This window comes from Seonamhaeicola sp. ABD4_175, assembly GCF_056160885.1.
The window spans coordinates 383,633-404,828 of the sequence record NZ_JBSWYC010000003.1; the positions used below are offsets into that span (position 1 = coordinate 383,633).

Sequence of the window (21,196 nt, forward strand, 5' to 3'; positions counted from 1 at the left end):
AAACTAACATTATGAAATATCTATTTCTAGGTTTAATATTTTTAGTTGGATTATCAGCTATTGCTCAGAAAACAACAGAATCTATAATTAAACAATGCTTTAAAACCGAATTAGAAAAGGAAAATATTAAAAGTGGAATACTACACGTGTATTCTGAATCTCGTGGTGTCGATATTCAGTTAGCTGAAAGTAAAGAAGATTCTATTTCAATAAATCATCCATTTTATACAGCTAGCATTACCAAGATGTTTACCGCAACAGCAATTGGTATTTTAAAGGATCAGAATAAATTAAATTTTGAAGATAAGATTGCTGGATATTTACCAGATTCATTGATTACTAATCTTCATGTTTTAGGAGGTAAAAACTATTCTGAAGAATTAACCATAGCAAATCTATTACAACATACCTCTGGTTTACCTGATTATTTCACCGATGAAACAAATGACGGAAGTCCGAATATCATCAATCAACTATTAATGAAACCCAATAAATTGTGGTCTACTGGAGAACTGATACAATTTTCTAAAGAAAAAATGACACCTCATTTTGTTCCTAGTAAAGGTTATCATTACACAGATACTGAATATGTGCTTTTAGCTTTGATAATTGAAAATGTAAGTGGTTTATCGTTAGATGAGTTTTTTAAGCAACATATTTTTCAACCTTTAAACAAACATAGTTCATATGTTAACTTAAAATCGTCTTCTATAAAAAACAAACTTCCAATCGTTAAGTTTTATGCGAGTCAATATGAATTATCGTCTCTTAAAAGCTTAAGTGCCGATTGGGGCGGAGGCGGTTTAGTCTCAACCACTCACGATTTAATAGCATTTTTAAAAGCCTTTAATACCGATAAAATTGTAAAGAAAGAAACACGTTTAGCCATGCAAAATTGGGTAACTGAAACAAAAGGAATGGAATACGGTTTTGGGATAAGACAAGTGTCTATTGATGAATTAACTAACACAGAATCTGACTTGCAGCTTATTGGTCATTCTGGATCTACAGCGTCGTTTTTATGGTATTGTCCGCAATTAGATACTTATATTTCGGGGACTTTTAATCAATTAGAAGCTTCAAAAAGTGCTATGATTTTGGTAAATAATGTAATCAATCTAATTAAAAAGAATTAATAAAAAATCTTAATAATTTAAAAATACGTTACTCAAAAATTATTACATCTTCGAAAACTATTGATGTTTTATATGTATTAAGAGTTAGAAAATAATTGTTAGTTTGGTGTTATCTTATTTTTTGAAAAGAAAACATCACGTGTTTTTAAAACCACTTGTTTGCCTTCAATGTTAATGTTTTTAGATAATTTAATATCTAAAGAAGAAGCTCCAATTTTAAATTGATATACTCCAGGATTAATAATCCATTTTTTGTTGTTATAATAAGCCAATTGTTGAGGTGAAACTAGAATTTTAATAGTTTTTGTGGCGCCTTTTTCTAAATACACTTTAGCAAAACCTTTTAATTCAATAGGCTCTAAATGTGTATTTTCTTTTGGTGGTGTTACATATAATTGTGCAATTTCTGCCCCATCAAATTTACTGTTATTTGTTATTGTGAATATTAGTGGAATGGTTTCATCGTTTATTGAAACCGTAGCAGGTGCATTTAAATTATTATAAATAAATGACGAATAACTTAATCCGTAGCCAAAAGGGTACATGGGCATATCATTTTCATCATAACCTTTACTGTAAACAATAGGTGCTTGCCCATTGTGTTTAGGGTACGTAACTGTTAATTTTGCTGACGGATTTACCTTTCCTGTAATAATATCTGATAATGTGTTGCCACCTTCTTCACCTGGAAACCACGCTTGTATAATGGCAGCGCATTTTGGAGCTAACTCTGTTATAATTTGTGGTCTGCCTCCAAAAATAACCAAAACCACAGGTTTGCCAGTAGCTTGTAATTGTTTAACAAAAGCCGCTTGCTCTCCAGGTAAATGAATGTCTTTTCTGTCTCTACCTTCGCCAACTAAATAGAGGTGTTCTCCCATAGCGGCAATAATTACATCGCTTTCTTTAGCTATTTTTAAAGCACGTTTTGTATTTGGTTCAGGAAAATCTTTAACACCTATATATGCAAACTTTTTAATGCGCTCATCACCAATTTTTTCATTGGGTTGTTTGTTGTTAATTTTAGTCCAATCACAACCTCTTTCAAAATTAATTTCGGTGTTATTACCTAGTGTATTTTGTAATCCTTCAAGTAAAGTAACAAGTTTAGGGCTATTTGGGTCTACAGGCTCCGATCTAAAAAAGGTGGATAAAGATTGGTGTGTGTAGTCACCTAATAAAGACTGAACAGCATTGGCATTAGGGCCAACAACAGCTATTTTTTTTGTGTTTTTTGAAAGTGGTAAAATACCATTGTTTTTTAGTAATACTATGGCTTCGCATGCGGCATTGTAAGCTAAAGTTCGGTTAGTAGGTGGATCTAAATCTACAGGTTTTATTTCTGGTCGTTTATAGTCTAATAAACCAAGATTTCCTTTTGATATTAACACGCGCTTTAAAGCTTTATCTATAACGCTTACAGAGATAGAACCTTTATTAATTTCATTTTTTAAATAAGGAAAACTCATGCCAAATGGCAGTTCAACATCCAAACCAGCTTTCAAACTTAAAACACCAGCTTCAGCTTCTGTTTTAGCATGTTTGTATCTTGAAAACACTTGTTTTACAGACCAAAAATCTGATACAACAACGCCGTTAAAACCTAATTCTTCTCTTAAAATAGTGGTGAGTAATTCAGGGTTTGCAGAACAAGGAATATTTTTTATTTGGTGATAACCAGCCATGGCATTTTGCGCATTACCTAATTTTATGGCAACTTCATGTGGTAAAAGTGTTTCTTCGTAAAAGTTTTTCTCATCAAAATCACCTTTATATCCGTAACCAGCAAAATGCTTAATTGTAGTAGCAACGCCCTTGGTTAAATCATCAGTTTGCATTCCTTTCACAAAAGCTAAACCCATGCTAGCAGTTAAATAAGGCTCTTCACCAAAACTTTCTTCAATTCTTCCCCAATGTGAATTTCTACATATATCTAGCATAGGAGACAGCACATGTGTAGCCCCAACGCTGCGCATTAATTTTGATGTGTTATTACTATTACGTTCAATTAAATCAGGATTCCAAGAACAGCCCATGCCAATTTGTTGAGGCAAAGTTGTAGCACCTTTAGTAGAAAACCCGCTAATGGCTTCTTCTGAAAAAATAGCAGGAATCTTACTTTTAGTTTCATTAATTAAATAATCTTGAAGATCTGCAATTGCAATTTTTAATTCTGTTGGATCTGTTTTTAAATTACCCGAAAATTGTGCTAAATAGCCAATACCATGCGGAATTTTTTTTCGGCAAGAATCTAAAGATAATTTTGTGCCATCCATTAAATCTTTCATCCAAATACCTTGAAGTTGTGATATTTTTTCTTCTAAAGGCATACTTTTTATTAATGAATCAACTTTAGCTTCAATTTGTATTTTAGAAATATCAATATCAGCCAATGGGTCTTTTTTCCCTTTAGAGGAGCAAGCCCCTAATAACATTATGGCTGTAATAAGAAGAAATTTATGCATGGTATTTTTTTGTGTTATAAGTACAAAATTAGGCATGCTAAAACGCTAAGGTTACAACAAATGTTTTTTTTAAAGAATCAAACAGTTATTTACGCTTATTTCTGTTGGTTGAGTTTCTAATAACTAATTCAGATTTTAAAATGCGTTGCGTGTAAGTGGTATCTGCTTTATTTTTTATGTTATTAAATATTAGTTGAGCAGCTTCAAAGCCCATTTGGTAAGCAGGTTGATCTATACTTGTTAATGAAGGCTCTAAAAGTTCGTTCACAGGTTCATTGTTAAAACCAATAATAGCCAAATCTTCAGGAATATTTAATCCGCGTTCTTTGGCTGCAAGCATTGCAGAAATAGCTACTTGGTCACTAAAAGCAATAATGCCATCGGGCGGCGTAGGAGCGTACAATAATTTTCTGGCAGCACTTAAGTTACTTTCTTTAGTAAAATTACAATACTCAATAAGTTTGTTGTTTTTAATAATATTAGCGTCTTTTAAAGCTTGTTCATAGCCTAATTGCCTCATGTTACTAATTTGTAAAATTGGCGGACCACCAATAAAAGCTATATTTTTACAGCCAATTGATGTTAGGTGTTCTGTAGCATCATATGCTGCTTTAAAATTATCTATTACAACTTTATGGGTGTCAACTTCATCACATTGTCTGTTAAAAAAAACAAGTGGAATTTGTTTCTTTTTCAACTCTAAAAAGTGCTCAAATTGTTTTGTTTCACTGGCTAAAGAAATTATCAAACCAGAAACACCAATTTCTATAAGTTCTTCAGTTAAACTTTTTTCACGTTCAAAAGATTCGTTAGACTGACAAATAATGAGGTGCATACCGTTTTCTTCGGCAACTTTTTCAATTCCGCTAATGGCCATAGCATATAAATGATAACTTATTTTAGGCACAATAACACCAATAGCATTTAATTTTCTAGGAATAATAGTTTCAGGAAACTTAGTTTCAAAATAATTTAGTTCATTAGCTACTTCTAATACTTTTTTACGCATACTATCACTTATTCTAGGGTTGTTTTGTAACGCCCTAGATGCTGTAGAAGTAGATATGCTTAAGGCCTTTGCAATGTCTTGTAATGTAGCTTTCTTTTTCAAAATATTGAATTTAAATAGTTTTCAAAATTAAAACTAAAATTTATTTATGCAATAATTTGCGCATATTTTTTAGTAAAAAATGTGTTTTTATCATGTTTTATTATGTTTTTTTTCTATTTTTGAAAACAAATTAGATAAAACAACTAACTTAGCGCAATAATTTGCGCAAAAGAAAAATTAAAATTAAATGAGTAAAAATTACAAAATAGCGGTTGTTCCAGGTGATGGTATAGGTAAAGAAATTGTGCCTGAAGGATTACGCGTTATAAACGCCGTAGCAAAAAAACATGGTTTTTCAATTAATACTGAAACGTTTGATTGGGGCGCTGGTTATTACTTAAAAAATAACGAGTTTATGCCAGCAAACGGTTTAGAAACTCTTAAAGCTTTTGATGCCGTATATTTTGGCTCAGTTGGTTTACCCGAAGTTGACGACACTTTACCTGCTAAAGATTATACATTTAAAGTACGTACAGGTTTCAATCAATATGTTAATTACAGGCCAGTTAGAACGTATCCTGGTGTGCAGCGCCCATTAAGAACCGACAAGCATATAGACTTTGTTATTGTTAGAGAAAATACAGAAGGTGAATTTGTGCAAATGGGCGGACAATATTTACCAGATGAAGCCAACGGTATGGGTACAGATACCAGTGTATTTACAAGAAAAGGCATTGAACGTGTTGCGCATTACGCATTTAAATTAGCACGTACAAGACGTAATAAAGTAACCCATATTACAAAATCTAACACTTTAATTAATAGTTTAAGTTATTGGGATAGAGTTATTAAAGAAGTAGCACAGCAATACCCAGATGTAGAGCACGAACAAATGTATATTGATAACTCTACGGCTATGTTTGTTTTAAAACCAGAAATTTTTGACGTGGTTTTAACAACCAATTTATTTGGTGATATTTTAAGTGATTTAGGTGGTGCTGTAATGGGAAGCCTTGGTTTAGGTGGTAGTGGAAATATTAATCCGGAAAAAGAATTTCCATCAATGTTTGAGCCTATTCATGGTTCTGCACCAGATATTGCTGGTAAAAATATTGCAAACCCTTACGGTCAAATTTGGTCTGCCGCAATAATGTTAAATCATTTAGGCGAAACCGAAGCTGCCAATAGTATTATGGAAGCTATTGATAAAACAACATCTTCTGGCGTTTTAACGGTAGATTTAGGAGGAAATGCTAGTACTTCTGATGTGGCCGATGCTGTTATTAAAAATTTATAATCATCCATGAATATTGTAGATCTTACATTAACATACTCCAACAGTTTTAGTGGTTTTTCAAAACAAACTGCTAAAACTGTTAAAAATGATGGCTGGAATGCAAGCACGCTTACATTTTATTCGCATTGTGGTACACACATGGATGCGCCCGTTCATTTTAATGTAAGTGAGCAAACAATTGATGCAATACCAGTAAAAAACTTTGTTGGGAAAGCATGGGTAATTGATGTAGCACATGTAGGTGCAAAAGGTGTAATTGAAGTATTTCATATTCCTGAAAACATACTCAAAGCTTTTGAAAAAGGAGATAGCTTAGTTTTTAAAACAGGATGGTCTCAATTTGTAAACACACCTAAATACCGTGATGAATTACCACGAATTAGTGAAAATTTAGCGCATTGGTGTGTGGATAATAAAGTTAAAATACTTGGTGTTGAACCGCCATCTGTTGCCGATGTAAATAACATTGATGAAGTAACAAAAATTCATAAAATATTATTACAAAGTGTTGTAATTGTTGAAGGCTTAACCAATCTTAACCAATTAACAACCAACTGCGTAGAGCTTATTGCTTTACCACTTAAAATTGAAGGAGGCGATGGTGCACCCGCAAGAGTTATAGCTATTGAAAAATATTAAATGAACATTTCTTTTACTAACATATTAGCTACATTACCAAAGCCTGAAACCACCAATTACAGAAGCTTAAACCAACAACTATTCAACAAACTAAATAAGGCTTGTATTGTAATTGATGATGATCCAACGGGTAACCAAACCGTTTACAACATTCCGTTGCTAACCACTTGGAACGAAACGGTTTTTATTGAAGAATTCACAAAAGGCACACCTGTGTTTTTTGTATTAACTAATTCTAGAAGTTTATCAGCTAAAGAAACTAAAAGGGTGTATACTGAAATTGCTCAAAACATCTTAAAAGCTTCTGAAATTACAAAACGTGAATTCACAATTATTAGTAGAAGTGATTCTACATTACGTGGCCATTTCCCGTTGGAACCTTCAACTTTAAAATCACATTTAAAATTACAAGATGCCATTACAGTGTTTTTACCTGTTATGTTTGAAGGTAATCGTGTAACGGTTAATGATACACATTATATTTTAGATAATGATGTTTTAACACCTGTTAATAACACACCATTTGCACAAGATCATTCGTTTAAATATTCAAAAGCAAATCTTAAAGAATATATAGAAGAAAAATCTGAAGGACGTATTAAAGCGTCTAGCGTAATTTCTTTTTCTTTAGAAGATATTAGAATTAAAAACACTAAAGAATTAGCAGCAGCTATTTTAAGTTTGCCTAAAAACTGCTATTGCATTTTTAATAGTGTTAATTATCATGATTTAGATAAAGTATCAAACGCATTACTTATAGCTCAAGAAAACGGAAAGCAAATAATTTACAGAACATCAAGTTCATTTGTACCGTCGTATATCGGACAAACACCTCAAAACTTATTATCTGCTGAAGATTTATTAACCACCTCAAAAATAAATGTTGGCGGATTAACCGTTGTAGGTTCTTATGTAAAAAAATCATCAGATCAACTCAAAGAAGCATTACAACTTTTTGATGCAACCACCACCTTTGAAGTTGATGTAGAACAGGTTTTAAGTGAAAATTATAAAACATATCTACAACTGTTTGTAAATAAATTGGATGGCGTTTTAAAATCTGGAAAAAATTGTATTGTTTTTACAAGTAGAAAATTAGTAACAGGAAACAGTGAAACAGCAACAATAAATATTGCGGCAGCAATTTCAAATGCATTGGTAAAAATAGTTGAAGGATTAACCACCCAACCCAAATATTTAATAGCCAAAGGCGGTATTACATCACATGATTTGGCCACAAAAGGCTTAAAAATGAAACGCTCAAAAGTAATTGGGCAAATTCAAGCAGGTATTCCTGTTTGGCAAATGAACAACCAAACTAAATTCCCCAACTTACCTTACGTTGTTTTTCCAGGTAACGTTGGTACCATACAAACTTTAAAAGACGTAATAACTAAATTAAACTAAATAATGAGTAAACCCATACCAAAAAAAAGATATTGGTTTTTTGCTGGTTCTTTTTTAATTACCCTTCTTTTGTATATAGATAGGGTGTGTATTTCTTCAGCAAAAGACGCCATTAGTTCAGATTTAAACTTAACCGATATACAAATGGGTTGGGTACTTAGTGCTTTTGCTTTGGGCTATGCATTATTTCAAGTACCTGGAGGTACCATGGGCGATAAATATGGTGTTAGAAAAGTAATGACTAGCATTATGGTGTTATGGTCAATTTTCACAGCATTAACAGGTGCTGCCTGGAATTATGTTTCCATGCTTTTCTTCAGATTTATTTTTGGTGCTGGTGAAGCTGGTGCATTTCCAAACATATCAAGAGCAGCCTTTTCTTGGGTGCCCACTAAAGAGCGAGGTGTTTTTCAAGGTATAAATTTTTCAGGTTCCAGATTAGGAGCTGCTTTTGCATTGCCTTTAGTAGCGTATTTAATTGATGCTTGGGGTTGGCGTAGCATATTTTATTTTTTTGGTGCTGTTGGGCTTGTTTTTGCAGTTTGGTTTGTAATTTTCTTTAGAAACAAACCTGAAGAACACAAAGGATTATCTAATGAAGAAAAAGAATACATCATTAAAAACAGGCAGCATGAGGTTGAAAAAAAAGGTGGTAACTTACCATTAAAAACGGTACTTACCTCAAAAAATGTAATTCTAGCAATGGTCCAATATATAGGTAGTAATTTTATATTTTTCTTCATGTTAACATGGTTGTTTCCGTACATTAAAGATAAATATGAATTAAGCTTGGTAGCCACTGGTTTTTATGCCATGTTACCATTATTGGCAGGAGCTTTTGGAAATTGGACTTCTGGTTTTATGGTTGATAGTATTTATAGAAAAGGACATTGGAAACGTTCAAGGCAATTACCCGCAACCATTGGTTTTGTTTTAGTGGTTATTGGTATTTTGTCTAGTCTTTACATGAATACCGCTTTAGGTGCAGTATTATGTTTATCTGTAGCTATTTTTGGTGCAGATATGACGTTAAGTCCGTCATGGTCATTTTGTATGGATATTGGTGAAGAAAACTCAGGAAAAGTATCTGGTATGATGAATATGGCCGGTAATTTAGGGGCGTTTACAACCGCGTTAGCATTTCCGTATTTACAGGAATGGACAGGATCTAACGAACCATTTTTTTACGTAGCGGCCGTTTTAGGTATTGTAGCCATTTTTTGTTGGTCTTTTATGAATCCGAATAAAAAATTAAATAATGCAGAATAAATTAAAAGGTGTTGCCATTGGCGCAGGGTATTTTAGTAAATTTCAATATGAAGCATGGACACGTATTCCTGATGTTGAGATTACAGCCCTTTGTAATTCTAATTTAGAGCGTGCCAAAAGCATTATGGAACCTTACGGTGTAAAAAAACATTACACCGATTATAAGGAAATGATTCTTACTGAAAAACCAGATTTTGTAGATATCATAACACCACCAGAAACACATTTTGAAATGTGCAAATTTGCTGCAGATAACGGTGTGCATATTATCTGCCAAAAACCATTAGCACCAACGTTTGAAGAGTCTAAAAAAATAGTAGACTATGTTTCTAAAAAAGATGTACGTTTTGTAGTGCACGAAAATTTCAGATTTCAACCTTGGCACAGAGAAATAAAAAAAATTATTAATAATGATGGTATTGGTAATGTTTTTAGTCTAAATTTCAGGTCGCGTATGGGCGATGGTTGGGGAGACAATGCTTATTTGGCCAGACAACCCTATTTTAGAGATTATAAAAAACTACTTATTTATGAAACGGGCGTACATTTTATTGATACGTTTCGTTACCACGCAGGTGAAGTAACCAGTGCTTACGCCATTTTAAAACGCTTAAACCCAGTTATAAAAGGTGAAGATTCTGGGTTAGTGGTGTTAAATTTTGAAAACAATGCACATGCCATTTGGGATGCTAACCGCTACAATGAAAATAACTTTAAAAAATCTAGATACACCTTTGGAGAGTATTTAATTGATGGCTCTAAAGGCTCAATCCGCTTGTATTCTGATGGGAAAATAACCATTCAAAAATTAGGTGAGTCTGAACAAGAACATGAATACACACACAATGATGTAGGTTTTGCAGGAGACTGCTGTTTTATTTTTCAACAAGATTTTATTGATAAATTATGCAGTGGTGAACCTTTTGAAACCAGCGGAAGCAACTATTTAAAAACATTGCAAGTGCAAGAAGCCGTTTACAAATCGGCCGAAATTAATGCACCTGTAACCTTGTAAATCATAATCAAAAAACAAACTATTTACGTATTAAATTACTATAACACATGCAAAAAATATCCGTTTTATTAGCAATAATGCTTTTCACAATATTAAACGTAAAAGCGCAAAAAATAGATGGGCCTTTAAAAAAATGGCATAAAATAACTTTAAGTTTTGAAGGCGATGAATTAAGTGAAAGTGAAGAAGAAAATCCGTTTTTAAATTACAGACTAAATGTAATTTTTAAACACAAGAAAAAAACAATGGTTATTCCAGGTTTTTTTGCTGCCGATGGTAATGCTGCCGAAACAAGCGCAAAATATGGAAAGGTTTGGCAAGTTAGGTTTATGCCAGATGAAGTAGGCGAGTGGGCGTATGAAGTATCATTTAGAAAAGGTGAAAACATAGCCGTAAGTGATGATTTTTATGCAGGTAAACCTGTAAGTTTTAATGGTACTAAAGGTAGTTTTACAATTGCTGAAGCAGATAAAACAGGAAACAATTTTAGAACCAAAGGAAGATTAAAATACACCGGAGATAGATATTTAAAGTATGCTGATACAAATGAAGCATTTTTAAAAGGAGGCGCAGATAGTCCTGAAAGTTTTTTAGGGTATTATGAATTTGACCAAACACCAGCTTCACATAAATACGAAGCGCATGCCAAAGATTTTAAACAAGGTGACCCTACATGGCAAAACGGAAAAGGCAAAAACATTATAGGCGCTTTAAATTATTTAGCATCTAAAGGTATGAATTCTGTATACTTTTTAACTATGAATATTCAAGGTGATGGTAAAGATGTTTGGCCTTGGACTAATGAGCATGAGCGTTTTCGTTTTGATTGTAGTAAACTAGACCAATGGGAAATTGTTTTTGATCATATGGATAATTTAGGTTTAATGCTTCATATTGTTACCCAAGAGACTGAAAACGAGTTGTTGCTAGATTTAGGTGAAACTAAAACCATGCGTAAATTATATTACCGCGAGTTAATTGCACGTTTTGCACATCATTTAGCAGTTACTTGGAATTTAGGAGAAGAAAACGGGCCGTTGGTTTGGACACCTAAAGGACAAACCGATAAAGATAGAAAAGAAATGGCTAAGTATATTAAAACACATGATCCTTACCATAATTTTGTGGTTTTACATACGCATGCCAATACCAATGCTCAAAATTTATTTTTAACCCCACTTTTAGGGTATGAATATTTAGATGGCCCTTCAATGCAAACACATCATCCGCATGATGTGCATGATATTACAGTTAATTGGATTAATGAATCTGCTAATTATAACAGGCAATGGGTGGTTTGTCAAGATGAAATTGGGCCAGCACACACAGGAGCAAAACCTGATGCTGATGATCCGGATCATGATGATATTAGAGCTGAAGTTTTATGGGGCAATTTAATGGCAGGTGGCGCCGGTGTAGAGTGGTATTTTGGGTATAAATTTGCGCACCACGATTTAACTTGCGAAGATTGGCGCTCTAGAAACAATGTTTGGGAGCAAACTAAACATGCTTTAGATTTTTTTAATACCTATTTGCCTTTTGAGCAAATGGTGTCTGCAGATGATTTAACAGCAAACACACATGACTATGTGTTTGCAAAAACAGGTGATGTTTACGCGGTGTATCTTCCAACAGTTGAAGAAACTAAATTGCATTTAGCTGGTAATAAAGCTAAATATTCCGTTAAATGGTACAATGCTAAAACGGGTGGTAATCTTCAGACGGGAACTATAAAAACTGTAAGATCTGGAGAAAATGTTTCAATAGGTTTACCGCCGTCAAAAACTGGCGATTGGGTTGCTTTAATTCAAAATACATCTAAGAAAAAAAATACGGCTAGCACTAAAAATACAGTGGTGTTAAATGCTATTCAAGATTTCATAATAGATGAAACTTCTGAAGCCACTTACTACAAAGAAGAAAAACGCGGTACTTTTGCTATAAATGCAGGAAAAAAAGACCAAAGAGACAAGCAAGCCAAAGCTTTTACAGTGTTTAAAGGAGCTACTGGTTTCTACACGGGTATTTTAAACACAGTTGCTGAAAATGATGGTGAATCTACTTATGAAATTAGAATAAATAACAATGGTTTAAAAAAGGTTAAAAACCCGCAAGCGCCAGAATCTTTTAAAAACACCCGTTTAGCAATAGGAACACTGCATTTAAAAGAAGGAGATACTATAACAATAGGCTCTAAAGCTCTTACAAATGGCAGAATACCTGAAGGTGATGAAACAGCTTGGGCAAGAGGACGTTGGAGATCTTTAGAGTTAACTCCTAAAAACTTCACGTTAAAAGAAACATTAAAATCTGTTACTCCTTTTGAAGAAAAAAATGGTGTTTTAGAAGTTGAAGGAGAAGCTTTTCACCATAACACAAATAACGGTAGCCCAAGAAAATTTTACATTAATGCTTATGAAGGCGAGTTTCCATTTACAACAAGGCATGGTAATCATGCTAAAACTGCAAGTGGTAAAGCGTATATTGAGGCTATGCCAGATACAAGAGTAACTCATAAAGATAAATTGATTGTAGGTGAAAACTTTTTTCCTATACCAGGTACGGGTGGTGTTGTGTCTTATAAAGTAAAAATTAATACACCAGGTACTTATTATGTATGGGTTAGGGCGTTTTCAACGGGGCCAGAAGATAATGGTTTGCATGTTGGTGTTAATGGTGAATGGCCAGAAAGCGGTCAACGCATTCAATTATGCCAAGGAAAACATAATTGGACATGGTCATCGGCTCAACGTGTGCCAGAAAACCATTGCGGATACAAGCAAACTATAACTTTAACATTTGATAAAGCCGATGAATACATTATTTCATTTTCAATGCGTGAAGATGGTTTTGAGCTTGATAAATGGATGTTAGTTATGGATAAAAGCTATATACCAGAATAAAAAGAAGTTTTAGTAGTTAAATTAAAGGCGTTAAGTTAATTTTTAATTTAGCGCCTTTTTCCTGAATACTCCATAGCTTCACCTTTACCAAAACCATAACTTATGCCAATTGTAATAAAGCGTCCGCGTTGGTTTTCATTGTATAAATAAAAATCGGGTTGAATGGTTTAGCTTTTTTCAATTCTAGAAGCAAAAACATCTCTTACACTTAGGTTAATAACACCTTTACCTTTAATTACTTTTTTGCGTAAACCTAAATCGGCAAAAATAACGTTGGCTTCATTACCCTGTACCGTTTCGGTTTCAGATCTGTAGTTTCCTGTAATTTCAAAATCTATATCAGCGGGTAGTTTTAATTTACTGGTAAGTTTACCTGTCCATTGGTCTGCATCAAAATCAATTGATGTGCTATTTAAATTTCCATTAAGCTTAAAAGCATTATAATTAATATCACCATTAAAAATTAACCAATTGGTTATTGGGTATTTGCCGTTAAACTCAACACCAACAGCGTTTGTTGTGCCTAAGTTTAAAGGTTTAAATGTGTTTACATTGTTTGTAAAAGTTGAAACACTACGCTCAATGGCATTGGTGGTGTAACGATAATATATGCCAAAATTTATAGAGGCTTTCCCTAGGTTATAAATATTTGTAAGTTCATAAGAATCTGTAAATTCAGGTTGTAAATCTGGATTTCCGGTTCTAATATTAAAATTGTTTCTTATGTTGAAAAACGGATTTAAGTCCCATAACCTAGGCCTATAAACGCGTCTGGAATACCCAATTTGTAGTGAGTAATTACCAGTTATTTTATATGATGCATGTATGCTAGGAAATACGTTAGAATAGTTTTGTTTGTTTTGTTCGTTGGTATTTTTAAGTAAAGTTTCTAAATCGGTATTTTCAAGGCGTAAACCAACTTTAACGCCCCATTTTTCGGCTTCGTAAGCAGCAGTTCCGTAAATACCTAAAACGTTTTGGTTAAAATCAAAAATATTAGTTTGGTTAGCATCGGTAACATAACTACCATTTTCAAAGTTTTGAACTTCATAATCGTTACTAACATTATTTAATACATATTGTGCACCAGTTTCAATGGTAAATTTGTCATTAAAAGGTTTGGTGTAATCTAACTTAAAGGTGTAATTTGCTTCATCAAAATCTGTTCTGGTTTTTTGTAAGTTATCACGATTATCTCCAGCAATAGTAACATCTTCAAAATTTGAAGACTGTTCTTTACCAAAAAAGCGGCCTAAAGCACTAAATAAAAGCATGTGGTCTTCGTGGTCATCAAAATCTTTTTTGTATTGAAGTTCATATTGGTATTTAGGGTTTGTGGCATCTGTTTCTTCGGTGCGTTTCCAAAGAGACGTATTTGCTGTATTAGTTTCATCTGTAAAACTAAAGTTTGTTGTTGAGGGCTGATCTTCTACTTCATAAGCATAACTACCAGATAACGTTAAAATATTATTATCGTTTATATGATAATCTGTACCTAAAATAATGTTATAAAACTTTTCATTTCGGTATTCGGTGCCGTTAGAATTTAGGGTGGTGTTATTAACCAAATCTTTGTTAATGCTTAATCTGTCATTTGGTAATTTACGGTAACCAACACCAAATTGGCTAAATAAGTTAAACTTTTCGGTACGCCTGTTTAAACTTAAGCCAAAGCTATGATTTGTTGGTGTGCCTAAATTTAAACTGGCAGAACCATTTAAGCCTTTACGTTCATCTTTTTTTAATACAATGTTAATTATACCGGCAGTTCCTTCGGCGTCGTATTTAGCTGAAGGGTTTGTAATAACTTCAATACGCTCAATCATATCGGCAGTAATTGTTCCTAAGGCATTACCACCATCACTAGCAATGACCGATGGTTTACCGTTAATTAGTATTTGCACACCTTGACTACCTCTAAGGCTAATGGCGCCTTCAATATTTACGTTTACAGACGGTACATTGTTTAAAATTTCAAGAGCACTTGCGCCTGTGCTACTTAAATCTTTACCAATATTAAAAATACGTTTATCTAGCTTAAATTGTGTTTTTGAAACTTCAGCTTCTACAACCACTTCACTTAATTGCGCTAAATCTTCAGTTAAAAATATAGTACCAAGATTTATACTGTTATTTTTTATAATATACTCATTAATTACTTTAGTTTTGTAACCAATAAAGCTAATTTCAATATTAAATTTTGAAATATTAGTAGATAAATTAAAGGTGCCATCTTCACCAGAAGTAGTGCCGCTAATGTTCTTTTTTGTTTGAGCATCTACAATTAAAACCGATGCATAGGCTACAGGTTGTTTGCTACTATATTCTAGAACTTTTCCTGTAATATCTATGGTTTTATTTTGACTTAATGTTGGTATTGAAACACAACAAAACAGACATAAAAAAACAACATGCTTTATTAGTTTATTTGTATGCATTATAATTGATTGAAAAATAATTAACTGATTATTAATTTAGCTAACAAATTAATTAAAAAACAGGCCTTAAATTCTATAATTTTACAATTAGTTTAAAATTTTAACATTTTTTTAATAAGGGAAAATAAGAAATGCAGCGTCTAACTTAAAAACACATAAAATTATCTATAATTACATGAAAAAATTTTCAACATTATTATATCTATTTGTAGGCTTGTTAACATTTGGGCAAGACTTAAATAACGCACTTCCGGTTGATGAAACTATAAAAAAAGGTGTTTTACCTAACGGTTTAACTTATTACATTAAAAGTACAGATGTTGTAAAAGATGCAGCAAGCTACTACATAATACAAAATGTAGGTTCTGTTTTAGAAAATGATGACCAACAAGGGTTAGCACACTTTTTAGAACATATGGCTTTTAATGGCACTGAAAATTTTGAAGGAAAAGGTATTTTAAATACGTTTCAAGAAAAAGGATTAGTTTTTGGTAGAGATATTAACGCCTACACTAGTTTTGATGAAACGGTTTATAACATTGATAATGTACCCACAAACCCAGAATTAATAGATAAAGGTTTGCTAGTATTGCATGATTGGTGTAACTATTTATTATTAACTGATGAAGAAATTGATGCTGAAAGAGGTGTGATTAAAGAAGAATGGAGATCACGCCAAAACGGACAAATGCGTTTGTTTCAAACCTCATTGCCTGTAACCTTTAACAATTCTAAATACGCAAAAAGATTGCCAATTGGTTTAATGAGTATTGTTGAAAATTTTGAATACAAAGCGCTTAGAGATTTTTATCATGATTGGTACAGAACAGATTTACAAGCTATTGCCGTAGTTGGTGATATTGATGTTGATGTTATTGAATCTAAAATAAAAGCATTGTTTTCAAAAATACCAGCTGTAAAAAATCCAAGAGAACGCTTTATTGTTGAAGTACCCGAAAACCAAGAAATGCTTTATAGTTTGGGTATGGATAAAGAAATATCTACAGCTAGAATAGATTTTGGTATTCGTCATAAAAAATCATTAGAAAACCAAACTGTATCAGATTTACAAGAATCTTTACTACAATCAATGGTAACCACAATGTTATCATCAAGAATATCAGATGAATCTCAAAAGCCTAACGCTAGTTTTTTAGGAGCTAGAATTGGTTACCAATCTTTAGCAAGGGCTAACAACGCATTTTCTATTACTGTTGTACCAAAACCCGGGCAACAAGAAGCTGCTTTTAAAGCAGTGTTAACAGAGGTTGTTAGAGCCGTTAAATTTGGTTTTTCACCATCAGAAATAGCGCGTACCATCAAAGAGTTTTCAAACTATTATGAAACTGAAATAGCTAAAAAAGACGATAAAAGTCATGGAGCCCTAATTAATGTTATTAAAGCTGATTATTTAGATAACAAAACCATTACAGATATTGAGAAAGAATATAACATTGCTAAAACATTATTTGCAAGTTTAACGCCACAAACACTTCACAATACAATAAAAAAACTATATACAAAGCATAACAGGTTTTTAAACGTTACAGGCGTAGAAGGGAAAGAAAACTTAACCCAAGAACGTGCTTTAGCTGTTATTAATGAAGTTGAAAATGATACTAGTTTAAAAGCATACACCGAAGCTTTTGAAGGCAAAACTTTAATTTCTGGCCTAAATATTGCTACAGGTAAAATAGCTAATAAAAATGTTAGTAAAGAGCTAGCAGCTACAACTTATACATTAAGCAACGGTATTAAAGTGCACTACAAATTTGCAGATAAACAAAAAAACACGGTAGCTTTTGAAGCTATTAGCCACGGTGGTAAATCTCTAATTAGTGATGCTAATTTACCATCGGCAGAATTGTTAGGGAACTTAATTCAAATGTCTGGTTTAGGTGATTTTTCAGCCACTGAATTACCAAAAATTTTAGCAGGAAAAACGGCATCAATGTCACCAAGCTTAGGTGAAACCACAGAGTCTTTAACCGGTACTTCAACAACAAAAGATGTTGAAACTATGTTGCAACTTGCACATTTGTATTTTGTGAAACCACGTTTTGATGAGCAAGCTTTCAAAGTTTTACAAAGCGGTATTGATAATTATGTTATTAGAAGAAGTAAAGATATAAATGAGCAAATAAAAGACAAAATTACAACCACATTATACGGTAATAATAACCCAAGAAAACGTGTGTTTAATCAAGATTTTGTAAATGATGTATCATTTGAAAAAATAAAAGAAGTGTACTTAAATAGGTTTGCTAATGCAGCAGATTTTGAATTTTTTATTGTTGGCGATGTAAAAGCTGAAAATTTAGAGCCTCTTTTAACCAAATATATTGCAAGTATTCCTGTTACTTCAAATAAAGAGCAATTTAAAGATGTAGTACCAAAATGGAAAAGTAATAAGGTTGATGAAGATGTTACTTTAGCAATGGAAGATCCTAAAACAAACGTAAATATTGCTTTAAAAATTGAAACAGATTATACAGTAAAAAATCAATTTGTAACAAAAGCGTTAGGTGATATTTTACAATTAAGGTTAGTAGAAACGCTTAGAGAAGAAGAGGGTGGCGTTTACAGCCCAAGAGCAGGCGCTTTTTTAGTAAAAGAACCTAAAGTATTATCATATGTAACTATAAAGTTTGATTGTAACCCAGCTTTAGCTGAAAAATTAGTTGGCATTGTACATGCTGAAATTTCTAAAATAGCTAAGGGTGAAATTAAACAGGAAGATTTAGATAAAACTTTAACTAGTTATAAAAAATCTAGAGAACAATCAAAAAGTAACAACGGGTATGATATGACACTTTTAACCACTTTTTATAGAGATGGTTATAATATGGAAAACCCAAATAATTTTGAAAAAGTAATTAATAATATTAATAAAAAAGACATACAAAACTTAGCTAAAAAATTGCAAACAAACGGGCAATCGTTTGAAATTGTTGTAAAACCATTAGCTAAAAACTAAAAGCATCTTTTTTAACGTTTATTTTAGTTGTTTTTTTGATTTTGAGTTAGTCAACCACCAAAATTAATAAAGATGCCCAATAAGGGTTATTTGTTAAAAATAACCCTTATTATTAATAAAAATTAAACACACAAAAACATGAAAAAATTAATAGCAATTGCATTACTAGTTTTAACTACTAGCGCCTATTCTCAAATTTTAGAACCTGTAAAATGGAGTACATCTGTAGAGAAAGTTTCAGGCACTGAATACAAATTAATAAGTAAAGCAGTTATTGAAAAAGGTTGGCACTTATACTCACAAACAGTACCAGAAGGTGGTCCAATTGCTACTAGTTTTACTTACAACAGTAATGGGGCTTACCTTAAAAAAGGAAATACTAATGAAGGCGACGTACATGTTGTTGATGATCCTATTTTTAATATGAAAATTAAATATTTTGAAATAGAAACAGTTTTTGAACAACGTATAAAACTAAAAAGTTCAGATGCCTTTCCTATAACCGCAACAGTAACATTTATGGTGTGCGATGACAGCCGTTGTTTACCTCCAACCGATAAAGAATTAGTTTTTAAATTACAATAACTTTCGCTAAACTAACCTAATGAAAAAGTTTTTATTCCTACTAACGTTATTAATTGTAACGTATAGTAATGCACAAATATTAGATCCTGTAAAATGGACAACTTCTGTTGAAAAAATTTCAGAAACCCAATACAAATTAGTGGCTAATGCTAGTATTGATGCTGGTTGGCATTTATATTCGCAAAATGTTCCTGAGGGAGGACCAATAGCCACTAGTTTTATTTTTGATGATAATAACGGTGCCATCACCTTAGTTGGTAATACTACTGAAGAAAAAGGACATACAATTAACGACCCTGTTTTTGATATGGTTATTACTTTTTTTGAAGATAATGCCATTTTTGAACAAAACATAGAAGTTAAAAACAATACAAACACTGTTAATGGTTTTGTAGAATTTATGGTGTGCGATGATACACGTTGTTTACCACCAAAAGAAGTAGAGTTAACGTTTAATTTAAATAATACTAAAACTTCTGAGGCAGTAGTACAAACCGTAGATACATCATCAAATAACTCTAATGATGCCGTAAATTCAACTTTAAATGATGGGGCTGAAACATCAAAAAGAGGTTTAATAACCTTATTCTTTTTAGCCTTTTTATCTGGGTTTGCAGCATTGTTAACACCTTGTGTATTTCCAATGATACCCTTAACAGTAAGCTTCTTTACAAAACAATCTGATAATAAAGCAAAAGGTATTAGAAACGCTATATTTTACGGTGTTTGCATTGTGGTAATCTATGTATTATTGGGTGTTGCAGTATCTGCTATTTTTGGGCCTGCAGCTATGAATGCTTTAGCTTCTAACGTTTGGTTTAATTTAATTTTCTTCTTAATTTTAATAGTATTTGCGCTATCATTTTTAGGTGCTTTTGAAATTACATTACCGCAATCATGGGCCAATAAAGTTGATGCACAATCTAACCGTAGTGGTTTAGTAGGCATATTTTTTATGGCATTGGCTTTAGCAATAGTATCATTTTCATGTACTGGGCCTATTGTTGGTACTATTTTAGTTGAAGCGGCTTCTGGTGGCGATAAAGTAGGACCCGTAATAGGTATGTTAGGTTTTTCACTAGCAATAGCATTACCATTTGCTTTATTTGCAGCATTTCCAGGTTGGATGAACTCATTACCAAAATCTGGCGGTTGGTTAAATACCGTAAAAGTGGTTTTAGGATTTTTAGAATTGGCCTTAGCATTTAAGTTTTTATCAACAGCCGATTTAGTATTACAATTACACATTTTTGAGCGCGAAATTTTTATAGCCATCTGGATAGCTGTTTTTGGCGCCTTAGCCATGTATTTATTTGGTAAAATTCAGTTACCACATGATTCGCCATTAACACACATTTCTGTGGGGCGTTTAGGTCTAGGCTTAATAGTTTTAGCATTTACAGTATACTTAATACCAGGATTATGGGGTGCACCATTAAAATTAATTAGTGGTTTTCCTCCGCCATTAAATTATAGTGAATCACCTTACGGTGTTGGTTATACAAAACTAGGGTCTGGTGGTTCTGTAGCCCATGAAGCTTTACCCGAAGATGCGCATTATGGCGTACATGACATAGTAATGTTTCATGATTACGATAAAGGATTAGCTTACGCGAAAAAAGTTGGAAAACCTGCTATTATAGATTTTACTGGATGGTCTTGTGTTAATTGTCGTAAAATGGAAGAATACGTTTGGTCTGATCCTAAAGTACTTGACGTAATAAAAAACGACTATGTAATGATTTCTTTATATGTTGATGAAAAACGAGCACCAACAGAAAGTGAACAAGGTATTTCAGAATATCTATACCCAGGAAAACCCTTTAAAAAAATAGGTGATAAATGGGCAGAATTACAAATAATGAGATACAAATCTAACGCGCAACCGTTGTATGTTTTAATAGATCATAATGAAGCTAACTTAAATGCGCCAGTAGCCTATACACCTAATGTAGATGATTACTTCAATTGGCTGAAAGACGGTGTAAAAAAGTTTAAGAAATAATAAAAAACT

13 protein-coding genes are annotated in these 21,196 nt (G+C 32.6%); 10 read left to right on the plus strand and 3 right to left on the minus strand.

Features of this window, described 5'->3' with window-relative positions; genetic code table 11:
- Positions 1-11 precede the first annotated feature (11 nt).
- Complete coding sequence (locus ACXAG4_RS11515; protein WP_475296224.1) at positions 12-1,136, plus strand: serine hydrolase domain-containing protein; 1,125 nt, start codon at positions 12-14, stop codon at positions 1,134-1,136.
- A gap of 98 nt (positions 1,137-1,234) precedes the next feature.
- Here ACXAG4_RS11515 and ACXAG4_RS11520 read toward each other — a convergent pair whose 3' ends face one another.
- Both ACXAG4_RS11520 and ACXAG4_RS11525 read right to left on the minus strand, forming a co-directional pair.
- Positions 1,235-3,601 (minus strand): glycoside hydrolase family 3 N-terminal domain-containing protein, encoded by a 2,367-nt coding sequence (locus ACXAG4_RS11520; RefSeq protein ID WP_475296225.1) that lies wholly within the window; start codon positions 3,599-3,601, stop codon positions 1,235-1,237.
- 85 nt (positions 3,602-3,686) lie between these two features.
- Positions 3,687-4,712 (minus strand): LacI family DNA-binding transcriptional regulator, encoded by a 1,026-nt coding sequence (locus tag ACXAG4_RS11525; protein WP_475296226.1) that lies wholly within the window; start codon positions 4,710-4,712, stop codon positions 3,687-3,689.
- A gap of 187 nt (positions 4,713-4,899) precedes the next feature.
- On the opposite strand from ACXAG4_RS11525, the gene ACXAG4_RS11530 reads away from it, so the two are divergent.
- The 6 genes from ACXAG4_RS11530 to ACXAG4_RS11555 are packed head-to-tail and all read left to right on the plus strand — an operon-like array spanning position 4,900 to position 13,182.
- Positions 4,900-5,949 (plus strand): tartrate dehydrogenase, encoded by a 1,050-nt coding sequence (locus ACXAG4_RS11530; protein WP_475296227.1) that lies wholly within the window; start codon positions 4,900-4,902, stop codon positions 5,947-5,949.
- 6 nt (positions 5,950-5,955) lie between these two features.
- Positions 5,956-6,588, plus strand: a complete 633-nt coding sequence (locus ACXAG4_RS11535) for a cyclase family protein (RefSeq protein ID WP_475296228.1) — start codon at positions 5,956-5,958, stop codon at positions 6,586-6,588.
- Positions 6,589-7,995: a four-carbon acid sugar kinase family protein gene (locus ACXAG4_RS11540; RefSeq protein ID WP_475296229.1), complete on the plus strand. Its 1,407-nt coding sequence runs from the start codon at positions 6,589-6,591 to the stop codon at positions 7,993-7,995.
- A 3-nt stretch (positions 7,996-7,998) separates the two neighbouring features.
- Positions 7,999-9,264: an MFS transporter gene (locus ACXAG4_RS11545; protein WP_475296230.1), complete on the plus strand. Its 1,266-nt coding sequence runs from the start codon at positions 7,999-8,001 to the stop codon at positions 9,262-9,264.
- Positions 9,254-10,279 (plus strand): Gfo/Idh/MocA family protein, encoded by a 1,026-nt coding sequence (locus tag ACXAG4_RS11550; RefSeq protein ID WP_475296231.1) that lies wholly within the window; start codon positions 9,254-9,256, stop codon positions 10,277-10,279. Before ACXAG4_RS11545 ends, ACXAG4_RS11550 begins: the two co-directional genes overlap by 11 nt.
- Before the next feature lie 47 nt (positions 10,280-10,326).
- Positions 10,327-13,182, plus strand: coding sequence for a DUF5060 domain-containing protein (locus ACXAG4_RS11555; protein ID WP_475296232.1), 2,856 nt, complete (start codon positions 10,327-10,329; stop codon positions 13,180-13,182).
- 167 nt (positions 13,183-13,349) lie between these two features.
- On the opposite strand, the gene ACXAG4_RS11560 is transcribed toward ACXAG4_RS11555, so the two are convergent.
- Positions 13,350-15,620 (minus strand): TonB-dependent receptor, encoded by a 2,271-nt coding sequence (locus ACXAG4_RS11560; protein ID WP_475296233.1) that lies wholly within the window; start codon positions 15,618-15,620, stop codon positions 13,350-13,352.
- A gap of 175 nt (positions 15,621-15,795) precedes the next feature.
- Here ACXAG4_RS11560 and ACXAG4_RS11565 point away from each other — a divergent pair, with 175 nt between their 5' ends.
- From ACXAG4_RS11565 to ACXAG4_RS11575, 3 genes are all read left to right on the plus strand, one after another.
- Positions 15,796-18,597, plus strand: coding sequence for a M16 family metallopeptidase (locus ACXAG4_RS11565; RefSeq protein ID WP_475296234.1), 2,802 nt, complete (start codon positions 15,796-15,798; stop codon positions 18,595-18,597).
- 138 nt (positions 18,598-18,735) lie between these two features.
- Positions 18,736-19,182, plus strand: a complete 447-nt coding sequence (locus tag ACXAG4_RS11570; RefSeq protein WP_475296235.1) for a protein-disulfide reductase DsbD domain-containing protein — start codon at positions 18,736-18,738, stop codon at positions 19,180-19,182.
- Positions 19,183-19,201: 19 nt separating this feature from the next.
- Positions 19,202-21,187, plus strand: a complete 1,986-nt coding sequence (locus ACXAG4_RS11575; RefSeq protein WP_475296236.1) for a protein-disulfide reductase DsbD family protein — start codon at positions 19,202-19,204, stop codon at positions 21,185-21,187.
- The last annotated feature ends 9 nt before the right edge of the window (positions 21,188-21,196 follow it).

Bases quoted from the DNA above. Each gene is read 5' to 3' on its own strand.
- ACXAG4_RS11515 (WP_475296224.1), top strand. From the start codon at position 12: ATGAAATATCTATTTCTAGGTTTAATATTTTTAGTTGGATTATCAGCT.
- ACXAG4_RS11520 (WP_475296225.1), bottom strand. From the start codon at position 3,601: ATGCATAAATTTCTTCTTATTACAGCCATAATGTTATTAGGGGCTTGC.
- ACXAG4_RS11530 (WP_475296227.1), top strand. From the start codon at position 4,900: ATGAGTAAAAATTACAAAATAGCGGTTGTTCCAGGTGATGGTATAGGT.
- ACXAG4_RS11535 (WP_475296228.1), top strand. From the start codon at position 5,956: ATGAATATTGTAGATCTTACATTAACATACTCCAACAGTTTTAGTGGT.
- ACXAG4_RS11540 (WP_475296229.1), top strand. From the start codon at position 6,589: ATGAACATTTCTTTTACTAACATATTAGCTACATTACCAAAGCCTGAA.
- ACXAG4_RS11545 (WP_475296230.1), top strand. From the start codon at position 7,999: ATGAGTAAACCCATACCAAAAAAAAGATATTGGTTTTTTGCTGGTTCT.
- ACXAG4_RS11550 (WP_475296231.1), top strand. From the start codon at position 9,254: ATGCAGAATAAATTAAAAGGTGTTGCCATTGGCGCAGGGTATTTTAGT.
- ACXAG4_RS11555 (WP_475296232.1), top strand. From the start codon at position 10,327: ATGCAAAAAATATCCGTTTTATTAGCAATAATGCTTTTCACAATATTA.
- ACXAG4_RS11560 (WP_475296233.1), bottom strand. From the start codon at position 15,620: ATGCATACAAATAAACTAATAAAGCATGTTGTTTTTTTATGTCTGTTT.
- ACXAG4_RS11565 (WP_475296234.1), top strand. From the start codon at position 15,796: ATGAAAAAATTTTCAACATTATTATATCTATTTGTAGGCTTGTTAACA.
- ACXAG4_RS11570 (WP_475296235.1), top strand. From the start codon at position 18,736: ATGAAAAAATTAATAGCAATTGCATTACTAGTTTTAACTACTAGCGCC.
- ACXAG4_RS11575 (WP_475296236.1), top strand. From the start codon at position 19,202: ATGAAAAAGTTTTTATTCCTACTAACGTTATTAATTGTAACGTATAGT.